Source organism: Priestia sp. FSL R5-0597, from assembly GCF_038006305.1.
Lineage (GTDB): Bacteria > Bacillota > Bacilli > Bacillales > Bacillaceae_H > Priestia > Priestia zanthoxyli.
This window is the reverse complement of record NZ_JBBOUZ010000001.1, coordinates 1,772,338-1,788,916: the sequence shown is the minus strand read 5'-3', so window position 1 is coordinate 1,788,916 and position 16,579 is coordinate 1,772,338. Positions and strand designations below refer to the sequence as shown.

Here is a 16,579-nt window from a genome sequence, read left to right as displayed (position 1 = left end):
ATCTAATAATAGATGGTTACTTAATATGGCCTCTATACTTTTAGGGTTTTTAGGTCTTGGTCTTAGTTTTATAATTTTCGAATCATTTTTTCTGTAAATACTATCTAGTTCAGGATAGTACATGTGTAAAAGCTGGACTTTTATAAAGTGATTTTGAATAAGGAGTTATTTAATGAAAAGCCATTTAGATGGAATTGTTGTAGAAGGAGAAAGGGTAGGCATTTTTCTTTTAGGCATGTCTGAAGAAGTTTTGCTAGAAAGTCTGGTGCAACCATATAAAAGTGAAAAAAGACACGATTGTACAGTTTATCTAACTAAACACATGTCCTTTTTTATAGGTTTTACATGGTAGAGAAATCTTAGTAAGATTATCATAAAGAAAATGAAGTTTCCTATTATCCCTTAATTAGGTGGTGAGATTTTGTTTAACAAATTTAAACTTTTGTTTACAGCTAAGCAACAGGACGAAGCATCTGATAGATACGTTGAAGTACCAGCAAATGAAATAAATGAAGACTTAAAAAGTCATATAATCGCGTTAGAAAAGTTAGGCGGAAAATATAGTGAGGCTATTGAAAAGGAATACACAAGTAAATTTGAGTGCAACGGAAAGAAGAATTTAAAAATATGGGTTTGTAGAGACATTGATGGAGACCAGTTACCAGATTTAATGTAGACGTCAAGTCGAATTTTACACTTTTTGCTTATTTGCTTTTTACACTTCTGCTGAAAATACACTTTTTCGATGTTTCATTCGATAACTATCTCCATCCATATGAATGACTTCTACACGATGGAGTAAACGATCTAAAATTGCAGTAGTAATTCCTTGATCTCCCATTAGTTCACCCCACTGTTCAGGGCTTTTATTGGATGTAAGAATGATAGAACTTCGTTCATACAAATGATTAATTAAATGGAAAAACAAATTTGCTTCTCGCTGATCCATTGCCATGTACATTAAATCATCAATGATAATCAGATCGGCGCCTCTTAAGCGCTTTAGCTGCACTTTTGATTTGTTTAGAAACTCTTCCGTTTTTAAAAGATGAATAAGCTCACCCATAGTTACGAAATAGACGTTGAAACCTCTGTGAATAGACTCAACCCCCAAACCAATCGCTAAAAATGTTTTACCAACGCCTGGCGGTCCCAATAAAATTAAATTATACTGCTGCTCAAGCCAGTTTAGCTCTGCGAGCTGGGTCAATTGACGTCCCGTTAAAGCTGTTTGCTCTTCTAATTTAAATTCACTTAATGACTTCACGTAAGGGAAGTGCGCCCACTTCATTCTTCTTTCTAAACTCTTTACTTCGCGTTTTCTAAGTTCGTAACGCGTAATAGATTCAAGAAATTCTAAATACGTCCAAGAAGATTTTTCAGCCTCACGTAGGAGCTTTGGTAGCTCCTCAGCTGTTTCCGATAACCTTAATTGGCGAAAATGTTCCTGCAAGTCATTTACAGTCTTATTCACTGTGGGTCACCTCCTAAAATACTTGTGTAAGCAGTAAGGGAGCGAGTTGTTACTATGATGTTGTCTTTACCTGAATGTTTTATAAAGGGAGGCTTAACCTTTTGGGTACATTCAGTTTGTAATGCATTTTGGTGGTTTGCGATATCCCGAAAGTCATTGGCGCTGTAAAGTTTATCTATAATGCATTTAGTCAAGGTGGCTTCAATCCACATTGGATATTTCTCAATGGTGTGTTGAATGATAATGAGCTGATCGCGCCGATACCGTGGGTATCTTAAACAAATTTCATTTAAATAAGAAGTTGCACGTTTCTGATCTTCAAAATGTGAAACCAGTTGTTGCTTAAATTCTTCAATACCTTTTGAGCGATCCCGGATATGATGTAGATGTTGAATAAGCTTTCCCTTTTCATTACTAATGCTATGTTCAGCAATTACTTCTCCATCTAACTGTTTACGGATAATCAACGTTGGCGGTTGGCTCGAAGTGACTTCAATAAAAACCTCATTATCGGAGGCTACACTATACGTTCCGAGAGGAACGGAATAACGGTTTGATTTAAACCGTATTGTATTGTCCTTACTAATATTCCTTGTTATACTTGGGGTAATGACGCTTTCATATGAGAGTGGTGAAGAGACGGGCTGTAAGTGTTGCTTTTCGACGGGGAACACTTCAGCTGGTCTTTTTTTCGTTGTCTGATGAACATGTTGATTTCCAGTGCGATGTAGCCACTGTAATGCACGGTTATTCCAATCCTCAATATTGCTAAATACTCGGCTATCTGCGAAATTTCCCTTTATGTACTTTACAACGTTCTCAATCATTCCTTTTGATTCTGGGTCTGCCTTACGACATAAATGAACTTTAAACTTACGCTCATTTACATAGCTTTGAAACTCAGAAGTTAAAAGTAGCTGACCTGAATTTTCACTTACTGTAATTAAACGATCCTGATCATACACAATTTCTTCTGTACGTCCTCCATAAAATTGAAATGCATTTTCATGACATCGAATGGCATCATTTGTTGTAAAAGGCCGGTCCTGCCACTCCATATATTTGTATCGAGAGTGAGCTAAGACAAAAGCGATGAAATATAGTTTAATTTCATTCTTTTCAGTTGTCTTCTGTTTTGTTTCTCCCCAATCCACCTGGATTTGCTTACCCATAGGTTGTTCAGGGATTGCTTCATATTGCCGAATCATTACTTTTTTCTCAATCTGATAAATCTCCCGCATCTCTTTCACATAAGCTCTTACTGTACTCTCGCCAACAACTAAATCGGGATAACGCTCTAAGAGCCAATCGTGGATTTGTGCTGCACTGAGATGAGGGTATTCTTCAAGCCAAGCGATAATCCAATCCCTGTAGGGATCCAACTTCTTACCTTTGCCTTGAAGCTGTTCCATGTATGCTTTTGTCTCTTCAAACGTCATTTTTAAATATTTATAAACGGTTGGTCTTGATACTTTGAGTTCCTGTGCAATTTGAGATACTTTAAACTTCCGTTGATGTAATTGTTGAATATTTAAATAAAGCATTAGCTTCTCCTCCAAAACGCTGTCCCCCCAGTAAAATAACACCTTCTATTATTTTACTAGAGTTCTAGCTTATTGAAGCAAAAGTGTAAAATTACGTTGAGCAAAAACTGTCAATTATATTCTAGCGTTTACATTTAACTTCTAATCATTGCCTAGAAGGCGAGTATCGTTCTCAAGTTTCTATAAACTTCGATGGTTTCACAAATGAAGAGGATGCATATGTGTACTATATACAGTTGTGGTATTACTTTAGTGGAGGCCGTAAAGGTATAGGAACTCTATACGATTTATCAAAATATGACCTAGAAGCAAATATTAAAGAGCAGTTAGAAGTAATACTCAGAGAGGTATAACATTGTATGAGGAAAAAGAAGCGTCCATTTTAAACGCTTCTTTTTGTTGTCTAGAACAGCGACTAAGTATTCCAGGCCCATATATGATATATAGATTTTTAGTATTAATACTCAGTTAAAATCTCGGTTTCTTAAGATGAAGTTTCTTTTTATCTGTTCTTCCTCACCTTCAACAACTTCTGGGTAATATCTAGTTAGAAAATCAGAGAATTTTTCTCCCTTAGAAGTATGTACAAACCTAGAATATACTTCTGTTCCACTTGCTAGCTCTTCGTCTTCAAATAGCTCGAAAACATCTAAACTTTCTATGTATTTAAACTCTACAAGTTGATCATAAACATTTGTATAACTATCCTTATGTCCCTTTGCTTCTTGTTCTGCAAGTTCGTAAGCTTGATCGAACGACTGGGCTTTAATTAATAAAATACTTTCTTCAAATATTTGATGTTCATTATAATTTGTGTCAATTTTCTCTGGAGTGGGCTTTCCACTAACTATGTGTTTATAAAGAACCTTTACTCCATACCATTTCCATACTAGGGTTTCTCCCTTGTGTGTTTGCATGTAACTACTCCATTCTGAAAAAACATAAAAAGAACAATAGCTAGGTTTAAGCGTAATTAAAAGGGAGACCTATTTTAATCTAAAAAGTCCAAAAACAGATTGAAGAAACTTAATTATCTAATAAGTGTCCGAATTCCCTAGAAGATTAGCAATTTCCTTATTACCATACTCTTTCGCATAAAACATAGCCGTTTTTCCATCATCATCTTTTGTGTCTTTATTTACTCCGTTTTTTAATAATAGTTCAACAGCTTCTTTGTGATTGTAACAACAAGCAATAATTAAAGGTGTTGTACCATCATTGCTCTTGACTTCAATATTTGCTCCATTTTCAATTAACCATTCAATAATTTCTATATAACCTTCCCCTGCAGCTATATACAATGGTGTAAATCCCTCTTCATCTTTTAAATGAATGTTAGAGCCTTCTGATATTAGGAACCTAATAAGATCTATATGACTTTCTTGTGTGGCCCAATGAAGCATCGTATACCCACCTTGATCTCTTGTATTAATGTCTATTCCGAAATCCAACAGTTTCTTTATCTTTCCTAAATCACCGTAAGCAGCGTACTTAAATATCTTTTCTGTTCTCTTTTCCTGGTTTTTAGCTATTTTCTTTTTTAATCTCTTGTTCATTTTTAATCCCCTGATTTAATAGTTATTATCTTAAATAGAAAATCTCTCTTCGATCTATTACGGATAAGTGTGATCTCACTAGCTAAATTTGAATAAGTTCTTATTAAAATAAGTCAATTATTGAAAATATAATCCCTACTACAATTGAGAGTGTAAAGATTAATTTCCATTTAACCTTCTTTTCTAACCGATAGACATCCAGTTTTTCTAATACAAACGACACGAGCCACATTATAACGATTGATTCAATAAATTCATCTATAAAATTAAAAATAAAATCTATTTGTTCTCACTTTCTTATTTTTAAATATTTACCATTTATTTAAACTATTTATATGTAAACGTTGAAACAAATTTATTCTTGTACTTAATACTCTGTTAACGAAAAAAGAATGTTGCATATACTGTTTTGGTGCTATTTTATTGGGCTTGTATTTATTAACCCCAGAATAAGAAACACCCTGAAAGACACTAAACTCAACCTCTTCATCTTAATCTATTAATTGGTCATTAATTTGTACTACTCTTGAGTCTTCTGGGAAGGTTGAGCACACTTTTTGTATGGATGAATATCTATCCTCGTTTGAAAACAAGAAAAACCCTGCTCCATCATGGAAAATAGTTATGAATGTAGTATCTTCTTCCGTTTTAAAAATAGGGGTAGATACGTTTTTCCATCTGCCCCATTCCTTAACTCTCTTGAGCTCAAATCTTATATTTTCAGAGTAAGAAAGTGAATAAAATTGGTTCATATTAGCAAGGTAAAAGGTATGTTCTAATGCTAAGGATAATATACGCGCGTCTTTAATTAGTAAAGTAAAGCGTCGAGGGTGATAGGTAACCCGTTTAAAAAATGTATAGTAGGCTTGTTTTTCCTCTAATAATTCATACCTATATTCTATACCTAATTGATTAAATTCCTCTTCAAACTCCTCTGCCATCATATCATCACAAAGGAATGTAAGATATAAAGGATACCTATCCTGCTTAATTAAGAAATCGCATAAGAATTCCCTTTGCTCATCCCTATCGTCAACGCTTTCCATTGTTTCAGATATAAAGTAAACAGAATCAATAGGTCCTTCTAATTGAACATAGTGCCCCACCATTTCATCAAACTCCGCATTTAACTGCTCTAGTTGAATCCAAATCTCACTCATATAAAACCTCCTTTACATATAAAAGAACCTGCAACAGTAATTTTTCCTATTTGACCTCAAAGATTTGCTGCGTCTTATATAGAAAAATAGTTAGGGTTCAAATTTGTATGTCTAAAACAGCCGTACAAATAACATCTGGTTTCTACTTGAGGCTTATAATCTATAATAGGAGCGTTTCCCTTATAAATTTCTCTAACTGCATTTTTAATAAAAGTAATCTCTTCCATCGTTTCTTCTTCGTATTCTTCTTTAAAACCTTCTTCCTCATCTGGATCTTGAATGACTTCTTTCATCTCTTTTTCTTTTCTTTGAATAGTCTTAGAGGAAAGTTCTTCAATTTCTTTTGTTTTTGAAAGCTTCCATAAAGAATAAAAATAAGTCGGAAGAAATGCTTCTGAATAAAAATCCCAATCTAACTTAGAGTAAATGTTAACAAACTCTTCATAATCTCCCAGAATATAATATATCTCTGCTATATCAGCTTCTAATGCTTCTTCATCTTTTTCGCTCAAAAAAAGTAATTCTTTTGCAACTTCTCTTGCTTCTGATTTCCTTCCTAGTTGTGCTAAACAAATTCCGTAGCTAAGTAACGGAAACAAACTATAGTTGTTACAGGATCGTAGTTGGTGCGCTTTATAAAAACATTCAGCAGCTTCAGGTAACATTCCTTTTTTGTAGTAACATAACCCCAGATTACTTAAATTTTCTAGGGAAGGTGTTAGATTAATGCCTTCTTTTAATATATTTATTGCTTCTTCATACTTTTCTTCTTTTATGTACATTTCACCCATCAAATTATAGGGAAAGTAATGATCAGGTTTGTTTTTCAATAAATCTTCTACTATATCAAATGCTTCTTCATCTGCAATTTTCCATGTATAAGACATGGATTCTTCTTCTGTCTCTTCTTCGAAATTTCGCGTTTCTTTAGTATTACTCGTAGCCTCTATAATTGGTTTCCCCTCTGTAAAATAAAAATAGGCTAAATTATAAAGGGGTTGAATAGAAGGTTTCATTTTAGCAGCAGCTTGTAGTTGAAAAAATGCTTCTTCATATTCATTTGTCTCCATAAACACTATAGCAAGCTCATTTCTTAGCTTTACGTTGTGAGGATCCTGTTCAACTTGCTCCTGCAATTGAAGCGAAACCTTTTCAAAATCTATTTCATCATACTTGCTCATATTCATACTCCTTCTAGACATTAAACTCAATTTCATCTGTATCATTAGTAAAGTTCCTCATGTACAAGAACAAAATAAAAAGCCACCCATTATTTGCAGGACAGGTGGCTTTTCACTATTAAAATGCATGTACAAAAATATAATAACATATTAATTCCATAAAGACTATATTTTACCTTACAAGCATATGTATAAAAGGTGCGCTTTTTATTCATCGTAGCTTCAATCACCACAAGAGGAAAAGCTGATGTATCAAGGATGTATAAAAAGCTGCATAACTCATAAATGAGACCTCTTTCGAACCCTTACTCCCATAAGGGTTCTTTTTTGTGGTGTGTTCCGGAAAGAGTGTTTATGTAAACTAGTTTTGTATATGGTATACATAGCTTATATTTTAATCTTGAGATAAATAAATCCAATTTCTTTCATCAAATTCTTCAATAATATAACTTGAACCTATATCTTTTAAAATTTTATTGAAAAATTTTATGTCAACTTCGTGATCATACAAATCTTCTTGAATGTATTCTGTAAAGATAAAGTTTGTTAAATTTGTATTGTTAACAAAATCTGAAAAGAATGATTTTAGAAAGTATGAATTTTCTTCACTTAATTTTTCGTCATTGATTAATGAAATCCTGAAAACATTTAAAATCGCATTAATATCTTCTTCATCCATATAACATAATGGATCTAGTTTTTTATCTTCTTCTGTGAATGGTTTTCTAGTGTCTTCAATTACTACATAAGAGAAGATTTGTCCGTCTTTTGATACTCGAAAAATTTCCAAATCCCGCAATTTTATAATTCTATTAAACGATACCATAATTTCCTCCTACCCAAATAACAATTCAAATTAGATACTACTAAGTTTAAAGGTATAGTATTTATTTTACAGTAAAATAATCTTATTTGTTGTTAATGAATATATACATACACATAAAAAAGGGATTTGCAGCTGTAAATTTCTTTTCCGTTTCCTAGAATATGGATTATGTTAACTTCTATGTCTTAATAATTATATCTTCAACTTTTCATTTAAGAGCAATAAGAACTTTGCTTGAGATTTCTCATTACGAATCATTCTTTTAACACGAAAATTACTTTGTAAGTAAGCTCGGACTTCTCTATTTCCGATAAGTAGTGAATAGTATTGGTTGTTCTCATAAATCTTTTTAAACCATTCTTGTTCCCTTAGTAACCTAATATTACTATCAATCTTCCTTGTATCTAAAACACCCGTACTGAATCCTACTCCACTTGAAAGGAAATCAGATATAAAGTCAATCATTAATACATCTCACCTTATTTTATATTTATGGTCTATTATAACTTTATTTAGCTATTATTTATATTTCATTAGGTTTCCGATAACGTGTTTTATGGTAACTAAAGCATGTATTAGTTATGTTTGCTTCTTAATTATCTACTCTTTTTCCTTTTCCATAATAAGTTTGTGATAAATGCACTCAAAAATCCTATAAACATTAAACAAAAGATAATTTGATATAAGATAAAATTCCAACTATCTTCAGAAGAAAAAAGAGAAATTTTTCCTGAATCCATAATGTCGATAACAATAAATAACATGAGTGTAACAAGATATATTAAAGAAAATTTCTTGTAAAAGTATTTTTTATAATTAGTGCTCATTTTAATCACCTCAATATAATTGTACGTTAAGCTTATTTCAATGTTTATTGTATCTTTGAAAAAAGTGTTTAAAGAAAAGGGATTATTAAATTAAATAACAGCATTCTCCTTCCATTTAGGCGAGTGCTGTTATTTTCTTAAGGTTCTTATAAGTGCAATTACATTAACTAGATGTTATATTCTCTGTTAAAGGAACACGGAAGAGACCAAATACTTAGTCTCTTCTTAATTATTTTTCTGTCTTGATATAAGGAACCCTTTGTGCTGTTGCCCCTACAGAAGCGCCACGAATAAAATCTCTATTTTCTAACGCTTTAAAATTTTGGGTTTGGCCTGTCACCATCACTCCTAAAATTTTGACTTTATCAAATGATTTATCTTTATTCGATGCTAAAAACTTCTCAATTGCCTCATCTTCAGCATCTGCATTGTACTTTTTAAGGTTTGTGGTAAATTCATTATAAGCATCTTTTGGCGAATCAGATGGATCAAACCCATAAACAGGCATGCCAGCAGGTCCTTTACTTTCGTTTACAATAGGCGATGCCATATACAACCATACAATGTTTAAATTATTGGGAATTTGTTTTTGTATTTCCTTCAATGTATAAGGACGATTAAAAGAGATAGCTACTTCCGCAACATAATTTTTCATTTGTGAGACTGCATTTAAGTCATTTTTTACGCCTCCATAGTAATTCTTAATAGATGGATGATAAAAAATCCCAACCTTCTGTTTAGTTTGTTTATCATAGTGATAGAGCTCTTTACCATACCTATAGAATCCTGGCACTAATTCATTTGTGTCAATATTAGACCTAAACCAATCATAAGAGCTTGTTAGTGTACTCCATTTGACTACATAACCATCAATATTCTTGGAACGATTTGTTACAATGTTACCTTCAAACATCGAGCGACTACTTATTGCTTGGGAGTCAATTTGAATATTAGGCCCTGAAATTTCATTATTTAAAAAAAGTGCGTCATGAAGTCTTGCAGTACTTTTGGCTGCAAAATAGCTTCCAGCTCTATAAAGGGTTGCTAATGCCACAAGTACAACAATAATTGATATGAGGGCAATTTTAAAAACTTGTTTTCGTTTAGCTTTTTGTAAAGCTGTTTGTAGTGAACTCTCCATTAATATTTTCCTCCTGCTTTTGAGTGAATCAAATTACGTGCACGATATAACTTCTGCTTTACACTATTTATTTTAACGTCTAACATGACCGCAATTTCTTCATAAGAAAAACCATAGTAATACTTTAAAAAGAACACTTCTTTGTACTCTTTTTTGATGTCCTTTAACAGATAGAAAATTTCATTTTTATTTAAAATGGCATCAAGTTCACAGTCTGTATATTGCAATTTAGAATAAATTTTTTCTGTTAAATAGATATTCTGCTGCTCCTTTTTTCTTTTGAAGTCTATGTATTCATTAAGTGCGACTCTAAAAAACCATGGACGTATTGTGTTCTCTCTTAGATCACCTAATAGTGTATATACCTTATAAAATGTATTCTGAATAATGTCCTCCGAATCTTCTTTCTTCGCACCCTTCGCTATTAACAGTTTGAGTACTTCCTCTCCTAAATCGATAAGATAGGAGGCGAGTATGTCTTCTTTTTTCATCATTTATCCTCCCTATACTTATACAACGAATAAGTAACAATGAATGTATACACTTAAAGGAAAAAATAGAAATTTTTTATTATAAATAAAAGAAGCACTGGCTCTATAACCAATGCTCCTTCTATTTACTACTTATAACTGTGATTATGGTAACTAACAATTAATTAGGTCTCTTTATGTTAAAATGTACATAGAAACATGTATAAGTTTGGAGGCAAGGCCATGAAACGTGCAATAGGTGTATTTCTTATTGCTCAAGCTTTATTAACGTACTTAACTATTAATACAATTTATACTCCTAGTGCGTCTACCATAGTGGATAGAAACACGGGAGTTACGACAGTTTTACATACTTATCCTTGGGTGTATTGGTTAAGTTTTATCGGTTTGGGTATTGTGCTTATTTTGGGAATATATTTAGTTTTCGCTAAGGTAAAGAAGCAGATCTTTAATTAAAGGTCTGCTTCTTTTATCTACAGATAAATGGCTTTATGTTAACTAAAATCGTATGTAATGTAGAGATTAACAGCTATTTAGTACTCATTTGTATATAAAACTTGACTATCTTTTTTGACTGAGACCTGGACAGATTCTCTGGGTGCTTCAGGAGTGGTTTTTTCTGAAAGAATATATCCTTTTTGATCTAAAGATATGTTCTTTCTTACTTTTGTTCCGTCTTCAAATTCCATTTCTATATATTTTCCTTCTTGAATTAATTTATTATTTGTAATATATATGCCGAGATATGGAACCCCTGATAAGGCTCCTGTAACATGTATTGGCAAGGTTTTATCTATTGGTACTTCCATTCCCTTGTGCTCTTCAATTCCTTGTCTGCTTTTTGTAAGGATGTAAGTGCCCAATTTAGTATTATCTTTATATAAAATAAGAGCATGAGGATCTGGCTTAGATGTAATATTCTCCTCTTTAAGAATAGATAAGTTAGATTTTCTTTTATCTTCTATAAAATCATTAATTTCTCTTTTAGATAGCATCTTAGGATGGTTACTGCTATATAAAAAATAACTACTAAAACCTATTATGATTAATAAACTTAGTAAAACTAATGTGAGATTACGGGATAAAGCCATATTTGTTTTCCCCTTTACTATGTCGTTAGAATTTAACCACATTTTAAGATTAGAAGAACAAAAAATTTATTTAATGCATTTTATGTAGCTTATATAGTTTAGGTTTGTACTTTAATAGTACGGATATTCTTTCTTATTCATGATAATGGAATCCCAAAACCAGTATATGATGGCTGCACCGAGTGCAAATACAAACATTTTACGATAATCCCCTATCGGATTAGACCAATTTCCTTGAAGCTTATAAGAGATATAAAGGAATAGGATTGCTACGACAGAATAGGTACATAAGTAGAGAATACTAAACTTCTTAGGCCATTTATTTAGAAATAGCTGCAATGGTACGGCTGCAACAGAATAAGGAATGATTGTAATAAGTGAGATCATAAAAAATGCAATAACAGCTCTATAACTAGGCTCAATGATGATAAGAAATATGGAATAAGAAACGCTAGAGCTAATAACTGTTAACGCATGATATGGCAAAAGCTCTTTAAATGTCACTGAATGAACACACCCTTCTTGTCTAGTCTACGGATGTATATTATATAAAGATTAAACCTAGTTAACTTTAGTTTTTTTGTTTAGCTTTTTTGATAAATAAAAACAAACTAATCCAGCACCTACCACCTTACAAAAAGGAATAAATGCATAGGAAGGTGCGATTAAAACACTAACAAACAAATAGGCACTTATAGCAAATATAAGCCAACTTGTTATAAGTAAAAAACTAGATAAAAACTCCTTCATAGACTTCATCCTTTAGAGAAGATTATATTTTTATCATAACAGATATATTTTCTGATAAGGATATTTTTTCCTGAAACTGGTTTTATATTAACTAAAAGTAAACATATATGTTCAGGTTTTGAGAACGTCATGTTCATTCTATTAAACATGACGTTCTTAATAAAGGTTGCATCAGCTATGCAACCTTTACATAGTAAATTTGCAATAACCTATTGCATAAGTGAAAGTTTTAAAAAATGTATCTATATTTTCATTTTACGAAACAGATACGGAAAAGTATGAAGATCTTTATTAAGAACTCTCAAATAAGAGAGTTTTTTTATTTTTTGTATAAAAAACACAACTTTTTTTAAAAAACTCTCGTCTAAGTAACGAATATTGGTTAAAAGGATGGTCAGGATATTGGAAAAGACAAAAAAAGAAGAAATTGAGCGTTGGTATGATGACCATAGCGACGTCATATTAAAGTTTATTTTAATGCTGGTGAAAGATTATCAGCAAGCTGAAGATTTAACGCATGAAACATTCGTAAAAGCTTACCTTTCTTATGATTCCTTTCAGCATAACTCTAGTGAAAAGACGTGGTTGTTCCGCATTGCGCATAATGTCACCATTGATTATCTTAGAAAACAGAAACCTTTATGTCTTTTGAAAGATTTTATTCTGTCAAAAACAGACCTTAATCTTTTACCTCAAGAGATGATTGAGCTTAAAGAAACTTCTCTAGAGCTGTATCAAGCGTTAGAAAAACTGAAAGACGGACACAGAAAGGTTATTTTACTGCGAAAAGTTCAAGGTTTTTCTGTTAAGGATACGGCTACCATTTTAGGGTGGTCTGAAAGCAAAGTAAAGTCTACACAGTTCAGGGCAATTCCTGCTTTGAGAAAGCAGTTAGTAAAGGACGGATATATATATGAAGAAACGATTTAATTCTTTTATGGATGATAGTTCACTAGAAAAACTGAATGAGGATTTGGTCTGGAAATCAAACCAAAAACAGAAGCAGCGACTTTTAGAAGCCATTGACCAATTAGAGCGATCAGAATCAGTAAAGCCTGGAAACGATATATTACCTATAAAACAAAATCGCCTTCTAAGAAATGTTGTCTACTGTGGTATTGCACTTGTTATTTTGAGTGGTGCATTCGTTAGCTCAGCATTTGTTTCTCCTGCAATGGCCCAAGTAGTTTCTAAAATCCCTTATTTGGGTCAGATTTTCAAGAAAGAGTCTGTAAGCACTGAAATTATTAATACGCTAAGGAAAAAAGGTTATAAAATTGATTCTTTAGGTCAGACCTATTATGGAGGAAAGAAGCAAATTGAGATAAGTGTGGATGGTTCAGAGAAGTATTTTAAGCGCGTTAAAGACGATATAAATAAAATTGCAAAAGATATTTTAGAGGCACGTAACTATGATAGTTATAAAGTCAAAATTACACGGTATGATCCTGTTCAATATGAGTATAAACCTGATCCTCGTCAAGAAAAATACGACAAAATAAATCAAGAGATTGATGCTGAATTAAAAAAACGTAATTATCATGTGTTAGATGCTAGCATAGCAGGATTTGACTCGGACGCAAGAGTAGCTCTAGAAGTACTTGATACTGAGAAGCATATTGAAGATATTAAACAAGTGATTAGCGATGTTCTTGTTAAAAATAACGAAGAAAAAACACCTATAAAGGTATATAAAATTAACTTAAAAAAGCAAGAACAAGAAGGTAGATGGGGAATTATTTTGGATGATGTTGGTGAGGATCTATTAGGAAAGGATAAATACCAAGTGAAGATGGTCGGCTACTCTGTTCACCCTGAACCTCAGGTATTTATTTATACATCATTAAGTTATTCTGAAGAGAATAAACAGTTTGCCCGTAAACTCGGAGGAGTTATTGTTGAATTCCTTCAAACAAAAGAAATGAAGGCTAAAATAAAAGGTGATCCTTACAAAGTCATTATTTACGCTAAAGGAAAGAAAAAGCTAAATTAAATACGCATTTTGATAAGCTAAGAAATAAGACAGTTTTATTGCTTAGCTTATTTATTTTTCTACCGATATATGTTTTATATTAACTGACAAATGAATTAATGGTATAATTAACCATATATTTAGTTTTTGGAGGACCAACTTGAAAATCCGTTTTAGTCAATACTCATTGTGGTTATCGTTGTTGGGAATTATTATTGGGATAGGACAATATCTCACACCAATACATAGCTCAAATATTCTTTATGTAGGAATCGTTATTTATCTTGCAGGCTTTACATGTGGAGTAATAGCTTTTGGAAAAAATGAAAAAGGTCTAATGAAGTATTTTAGTTTGGCCTCTTTTGTTGTAATTCCACTACTTATCATGTTAGGTATGCTATTTTTCGCAATAAATTTTGGTGAAAGTTAAAAGAAGCGAGTACAGCATGCTTGCTTCTTTTTGTTTTTTATAAAATCTATTAGGAGGAAATTAGATGAAGAAATTCTTTAAAAATGCTTTAAAGGTTTCAATAGCTTCTTTAGTTACTTCAATAATCTTGTATGTAGTTATAATTGGGTTCTTTCTTTTATCAGTTGTTACAGCAAATATTTTTAGTACTGTGATTAAGATTATTGTGCCTATTTTAACTTTAGTTACAATACTCGGGTTTATTTATTCCTTCTTTATCAAAGGTAAACAGAAAATCCCTTTTTTAACATTACATTTTGTTTCCTTATGTGCTCTTTCGTTTAGTATCTATCTTGCAGTCAGTTTTCAAGGGTTTGCGCCTTGAGAAATATTTACATAAAAAAAGAAACCTTTGCCCATACAGGCTAAGGTTTTTTGAATTTATTGGAATAGGGGGGATACGTTATTAGTCTGGCCAGATTTGTAGATTCATATACCCATATCTTTAAAAATAAATCTCGTAACCGGTTATGATTTGACTAAACAACTTATTCTAATTATTATGATCTGTTATGTAAATAATAAAGTATTTTATATATTATTAATGTTTTACTATTTACACTTAGTGACGACAAATAAGACCTTTTTCTACAACTTGTATAATAGATAAAAAGCACCTCCAAATGTTAGAACTTGTCTAACTATTGAGGTGCACTACGATTGTCTGAGTTTATTCAGCTATTCCAAATAATCATTGTTTATTTGAAAGGAAAATTCCTAAGTTTTTAACATCTAATTTTTCATCAATACCTTCTGCAACTAGTGTAATATCTTCTTTTGTTCTAATCGCAATACACATAACTCCCATGATACTTTTTGCAGTTACTGATACTCCATTTTTCATAAGAGTTATATCACTTTCAAAAGTAGATGCTTTTTGTACAAATTCAGTAGCATTACGAGCCTGTAATCTATGTTCAAGACCAACAATAATCCTCTTTCTTAACATCGGCACGCACTCTCTTTGTCATTTTTATTTTTAAAGACTTTATATACAGATGAACACTCTAATTAATAATGAGCCCCAATATACTTTGCTTCCGGTCGAAAAATTGTATTGTCTAATGACTGTTCAATGACATGAGCAGTCCATCCAACCATTCGGCTTACTGTAAATGTAGGAGTAAACAACTTTGGAGACATATCGATTGCCCTCATAACTGCAGCTGCATAAAACTCCACATTAGTATAAAGTTTTCTACCAGGCTTATATTCTTCAAGTAATTGTATAGCCTTCTCCTCTACAAAGTTTGCTAAAGTAAGCCACGGATCATCTTGACCAATTTGTTTACAAATCTTACTTAGTACTTCGGCACGAGGGTCACGTGTCTTATAAACACGATGACCAAACCCCATAAGATATTCTTTATTTTCTAATTTTCTACGAATCCATGTTTCTACTTTGTCTTTTTCTTTAATTTCATTTAGCATATCAATTACACCTGTAGGTGCTCCTCCATGGAGTGGGCCTTTCATTGCTCCGATGGCTCCTGTTACAGCAGAAACCATATCTGATTCTGTAGAAGAAACTACCCTTGAAGCAAATGTGGAAGCATTCATGCCATGTTCCATGGTTAAGATCATATACGCTTCGAGAGCTCTTGTATGAGTCGAAGTAGGTACTTCACCTGTTAGCATATATAAATAATTCTCTACATGATTTAGTTCCATATTTGGCCGAATTATCTCTTTTCTATTCATTTTTCTATAAATTGCAGCAGTAATGGTAGGAATGACAGCTGCTAATCTAATTGCTTGTTTAATATTTGGTTTCCATTTGAATTTACTCGTACTCAAGGCAGCGATAGCTGTTTGAATTTGATTCATTATCTCCATCTCATTGGGAAGAGAACGAATGATTTGAGCAACGTATGGAGGTAAATGACGATTTATTTTCAACGATATAGAAAACTCTTTTTTTTCATCTTCGGTTGGTAGATGTCCGTACCATAATAAGTAGGTAACTTCTTCAAAAGACTTGTTTAGAGCTATATCTCTTGCATCGTATCCTCTATAGATTAAATGACCATTATCTCCATCAACCAAGCTTATAGATGTTTCGGCTGCGATTACATTTCTTAGCCCCTTTTGAACCAT

21 protein-coding genes are annotated in these 16,579 nt (G+C 32.3%); 7 read left to right on the top strand and 14 right to left on the bottom strand.

Annotated elements, in window-relative coordinates:
• The first annotated feature begins 172 nt into the window (after positions 1-172).
• Together MKX72_RS09085 and MKX72_RS09080 are read left to right on the top strand one after the other, a co-directional pair.
• A complete protein-coding gene (locus MKX72_RS09085) occupies positions 173-352 on the top strand; it encodes a hypothetical protein (RefSeq protein ID WP_155008227.1) in 180 nt (59 codons plus the stop codon).
• A gap of 69 nt (positions 353-421) precedes the next feature.
• Positions 422-676: a hypothetical protein gene (locus MKX72_RS09080; RefSeq protein ID WP_340759222.1), complete on the top strand. Its 255-nt coding sequence runs from the start codon at positions 422-424 to the stop codon at positions 674-676.
• Between the two features lie 39 nt (positions 677-715).
• On the opposite strand, the gene istB is transcribed toward MKX72_RS09080, so the two are convergent.
• From istB to MKX72_RS09030, 10 genes are all read right to left on the bottom strand, one after another.
• Positions 716-1,474: an IS21-like element helper ATPase IstB gene (gene istB, locus MKX72_RS09075; protein ID WP_063247688.1), complete on the bottom strand. Its 759-nt coding sequence runs from the start codon at positions 1,472-1,474 to the stop codon at positions 716-718.
• The gene (gene istA / locus MKX72_RS09070) at positions 1,471-3,018 is read right to left on the bottom strand and encodes an IS21 family transposase (RefSeq protein ID WP_154991771.1); all 1,548 of its coding nucleotides are present in this window, start codon (positions 3,016-3,018) and stop codon (positions 1,471-1,473) included. The genes istB and istA overlap by 4 nt, the downstream gene beginning before the upstream one ends.
• Positions 3,019-3,482: 464 nt before the next feature.
• A complete protein-coding gene (locus MKX72_RS09065; protein ID WP_155008228.1) occupies positions 3,483-3,935 on the bottom strand; it encodes a DUF4288 domain-containing protein in 453 nt (150 codons plus the stop codon).
• Positions 3,936-4,052: 117 nt separating this feature from the next.
• Positions 4,053-4,574 (bottom strand): ankyrin repeat domain-containing protein, encoded by a 522-nt coding sequence (locus tag MKX72_RS09060; protein WP_155008229.1) that lies wholly within the window; start codon positions 4,572-4,574, stop codon positions 4,053-4,055.
• 491 nt (positions 4,575-5,065) lie between these two features.
• Positions 5,066-5,734, bottom strand: coding sequence for a hypothetical protein (locus tag MKX72_RS09055; protein ID WP_182028600.1), 669 nt, complete (start codon positions 5,732-5,734; stop codon positions 5,066-5,068).
• A 74-nt stretch (positions 5,735-5,808) separates the two neighbouring features.
• The gene (locus MKX72_RS09050; protein ID WP_340759217.1) at positions 5,809-6,915 is read right to left on the bottom strand and encodes a tetratricopeptide repeat protein; all 1,107 of its coding nucleotides are present in this window, start codon (positions 6,913-6,915) and stop codon (positions 5,809-5,811) included.
• A 394-nt stretch (positions 6,916-7,309) separates the two neighbouring features.
• Positions 7,310-7,741 carry a hypothetical protein gene (locus MKX72_RS09045; protein WP_025908230.1) on the bottom strand — a complete coding sequence of 144 codons (432 nt, stop codon included), beginning with the start codon at positions 7,739-7,741 and terminating at the stop codon, positions 7,310-7,312.
• Between the two features lie 192 nt (positions 7,742-7,933).
• A complete protein-coding gene (locus MKX72_RS09040; RefSeq protein ID WP_155008659.1) occupies positions 7,934-8,206 on the bottom strand; it encodes a hypothetical protein in 273 nt (90 codons plus the stop codon).
• A gap of 591 nt (positions 8,207-8,797) precedes the next feature.
• Positions 8,798-9,709 (bottom strand): sigma factor regulator N-terminal domain-containing protein, encoded by a 912-nt coding sequence (locus tag MKX72_RS09035; RefSeq protein ID WP_155008661.1) that lies wholly within the window; start codon positions 9,707-9,709, stop codon positions 8,798-8,800.
• On the bottom strand, positions 9,709-10,200 hold the full coding sequence (locus tag MKX72_RS09030) for an RNA polymerase sigma factor (protein ID WP_155008662.1): 492 nt from the start codon (positions 10,198-10,200) through the stop codon (positions 9,709-9,711). The genes MKX72_RS09035 and MKX72_RS09030 overlap by 1 nt, the downstream gene beginning before the upstream one ends.
• Before the next feature lie 222 nt (positions 10,201-10,422).
• Here MKX72_RS09030 and MKX72_RS09025 point away from each other — a divergent pair, with 222 nt between their 5' ends.
• Positions 10,423-10,656 carry a hypothetical protein gene (locus MKX72_RS09025; RefSeq protein ID WP_098113337.1) on the top strand — a complete coding sequence of 78 codons (234 nt, stop codon included), beginning with the start codon at positions 10,423-10,425 and terminating at the stop codon, positions 10,654-10,656.
• 77 nt (positions 10,657-10,733) lie between these two features.
• On the opposite strand, the gene MKX72_RS09020 is transcribed toward MKX72_RS09025, so the two are convergent.
• Both MKX72_RS09020 and MKX72_RS09015 read right to left on the bottom strand, forming a co-directional pair.
• Positions 10,734-11,291 carry a hypothetical protein gene (locus MKX72_RS09020; RefSeq protein WP_155008663.1) on the bottom strand — a complete coding sequence of 186 codons (558 nt, stop codon included), beginning with the start codon at positions 11,289-11,291 and terminating at the stop codon, positions 10,734-10,736.
• 111 nt (positions 11,292-11,402) lie between these two features.
• Positions 11,403-11,795: a UPF0715 family protein gene (locus MKX72_RS09015; protein ID WP_155008664.1), complete on the bottom strand. Its 393-nt coding sequence runs from the start codon at positions 11,793-11,795 to the stop codon at positions 11,403-11,405.
• 648 nt (positions 11,796-12,443) lie between these two features.
• On the opposite strand from MKX72_RS09015, the gene MKX72_RS09010 reads away from it, so the two are divergent.
• The 4 genes from MKX72_RS09010 to MKX72_RS08995 all read left to right on the top strand — a co-directional run bounded on the left by MKX72_RS09010 (position 12,444) and on the right by MKX72_RS08995 (position 14,807).
• Positions 12,444-12,971: an RNA polymerase sigma factor gene (locus MKX72_RS09010; RefSeq protein ID WP_155008665.1), complete on the top strand. Its 528-nt coding sequence runs from the start codon at positions 12,444-12,446 to the stop codon at positions 12,969-12,971.
• Positions 12,955-14,034 (top strand): DUF4179 domain-containing protein, encoded by a 1,080-nt coding sequence (locus MKX72_RS09005; protein WP_155008666.1) that lies wholly within the window; start codon positions 12,955-12,957, stop codon positions 14,032-14,034. The genes MKX72_RS09010 and MKX72_RS09005 overlap by 17 nt, the downstream gene beginning before the upstream one ends.
• Positions 14,035-14,173: 139 nt before the next feature.
• Positions 14,174-14,443: a hypothetical protein gene (locus MKX72_RS09000; protein ID WP_155008667.1), complete on the top strand. Its 270-nt coding sequence runs from the start codon at positions 14,174-14,176 to the stop codon at positions 14,441-14,443.
• 64 nt (positions 14,444-14,507) lie between these two features.
• Positions 14,508-14,807 (top strand): hypothetical protein, encoded by a 300-nt coding sequence (locus MKX72_RS08995; protein ID WP_155008668.1) that lies wholly within the window; start codon positions 14,508-14,510, stop codon positions 14,805-14,807.
• A 366-nt stretch (positions 14,808-15,173) separates the two neighbouring features.
• Here MKX72_RS08995 and MKX72_RS08990 read toward each other — a convergent pair whose 3' ends face one another.
• Positions 15,174-15,431 (bottom strand): HPr family phosphocarrier protein, encoded by a 258-nt coding sequence (locus MKX72_RS08990; protein ID WP_155008680.1) that lies wholly within the window; start codon positions 15,429-15,431, stop codon positions 15,174-15,176.
• 62 nt (positions 15,432-15,493) lie between these two features.
• Positions 15,494-16,579, bottom strand: a complete 1,086-nt coding sequence (locus tag MKX72_RS08985; protein ID WP_155008669.1) for a citrate synthase/methylcitrate synthase — start codon at positions 16,577-16,579, stop codon at positions 15,494-15,496.

Excerpts from the sequence above, each read along its gene's own strand:
- MKX72_RS09050 (WP_340759217.1), bottom strand. The coding sequence starts at position 6,915 with ATGAGCAAGTATGATGAAATAGATTTTGAAAAGGTTTCGCTTCAATTG.
- MKX72_RS09025 (WP_098113337.1), top strand. The coding sequence starts at position 10,423 with ATGAAACGTGCAATAGGTGTATTTCTTATTGCTCAAGCTTTATTAACG.
- MKX72_RS08990 (WP_155008680.1), bottom strand. The coding sequence starts at position 15,431 with ATGTTAAGAAAGAGGATTATTGTTGGTCTTGAACATAGATTACAGGCT.
- MKX72_RS09040 (WP_155008659.1), bottom strand. The coding sequence starts at position 8,206 with ATGATTGACTTTATATCTGATTTCCTTTCAAGTGGAGTAGGATTCAGT.
- MKX72_RS08995 (WP_155008668.1), top strand. The coding sequence starts at position 14,508 with ATGAAGAAATTCTTTAAAAATGCTTTAAAGGTTTCAATAGCTTCTTTA.
- MKX72_RS09005 (WP_155008666.1), top strand. The coding sequence starts at position 12,955 with ATGAAGAAACGATTTAATTCTTTTATGGATGATAGTTCACTAGAAAAA.
- MKX72_RS09045 (WP_025908230.1), bottom strand. The coding sequence starts at position 7,741 with ATGGTATCGTTTAATAGAATTATAAAATTGCGGGATTTGGAAATTTTT.
- MKX72_RS09085 (WP_155008227.1), top strand. The coding sequence starts at position 173 with ATGAAAAGCCATTTAGATGGAATTGTTGTAGAAGGAGAAAGGGTAGGC.
- istA (WP_154991771.1), bottom strand. The coding sequence starts at position 3,018 with ATGCTTTATTTAAATATTCAACAATTACATCAACGGAAGTTTAAAGTA.
- MKX72_RS09020 (WP_155008663.1), bottom strand. The coding sequence starts at position 11,291 with ATGGCTTTATCCCGTAATCTCACATTAGTTTTACTAAGTTTATTAATC.
- MKX72_RS09055 (WP_182028600.1), bottom strand. The coding sequence starts at position 5,734 with ATGAGTGAGATTTGGATTCAACTAGAGCAGTTAAATGCGGAGTTTGAT.
- MKX72_RS09060 (WP_155008229.1), bottom strand. The coding sequence starts at position 4,574 with ATGAACAAGAGATTAAAAAAGAAAATAGCTAAAAACCAGGAAAAGAGA.
- MKX72_RS09030 (WP_155008662.1), bottom strand. The coding sequence starts at position 10,200 with ATGAAAAAAGAAGACATACTCGCCTCCTATCTTATCGATTTAGGAGAG.
- MKX72_RS08985 (WP_155008669.1), bottom strand. The coding sequence starts at position 16,579 with ATGGTTCAAAAGGGGCTAAGAAATGTAATCGCAGCCGAAACATCTATA.
- MKX72_RS09065 (WP_155008228.1), bottom strand. The coding sequence starts at position 3,935 with ATGCAAACACACAAGGGAGAAACCCTAGTATGGAAATGGTATGGAGTA.
- MKX72_RS09035 (WP_155008661.1), bottom strand. The coding sequence starts at position 9,709 with ATGGAGAGTTCACTACAAACAGCTTTACAAAAAGCTAAACGAAAACAA.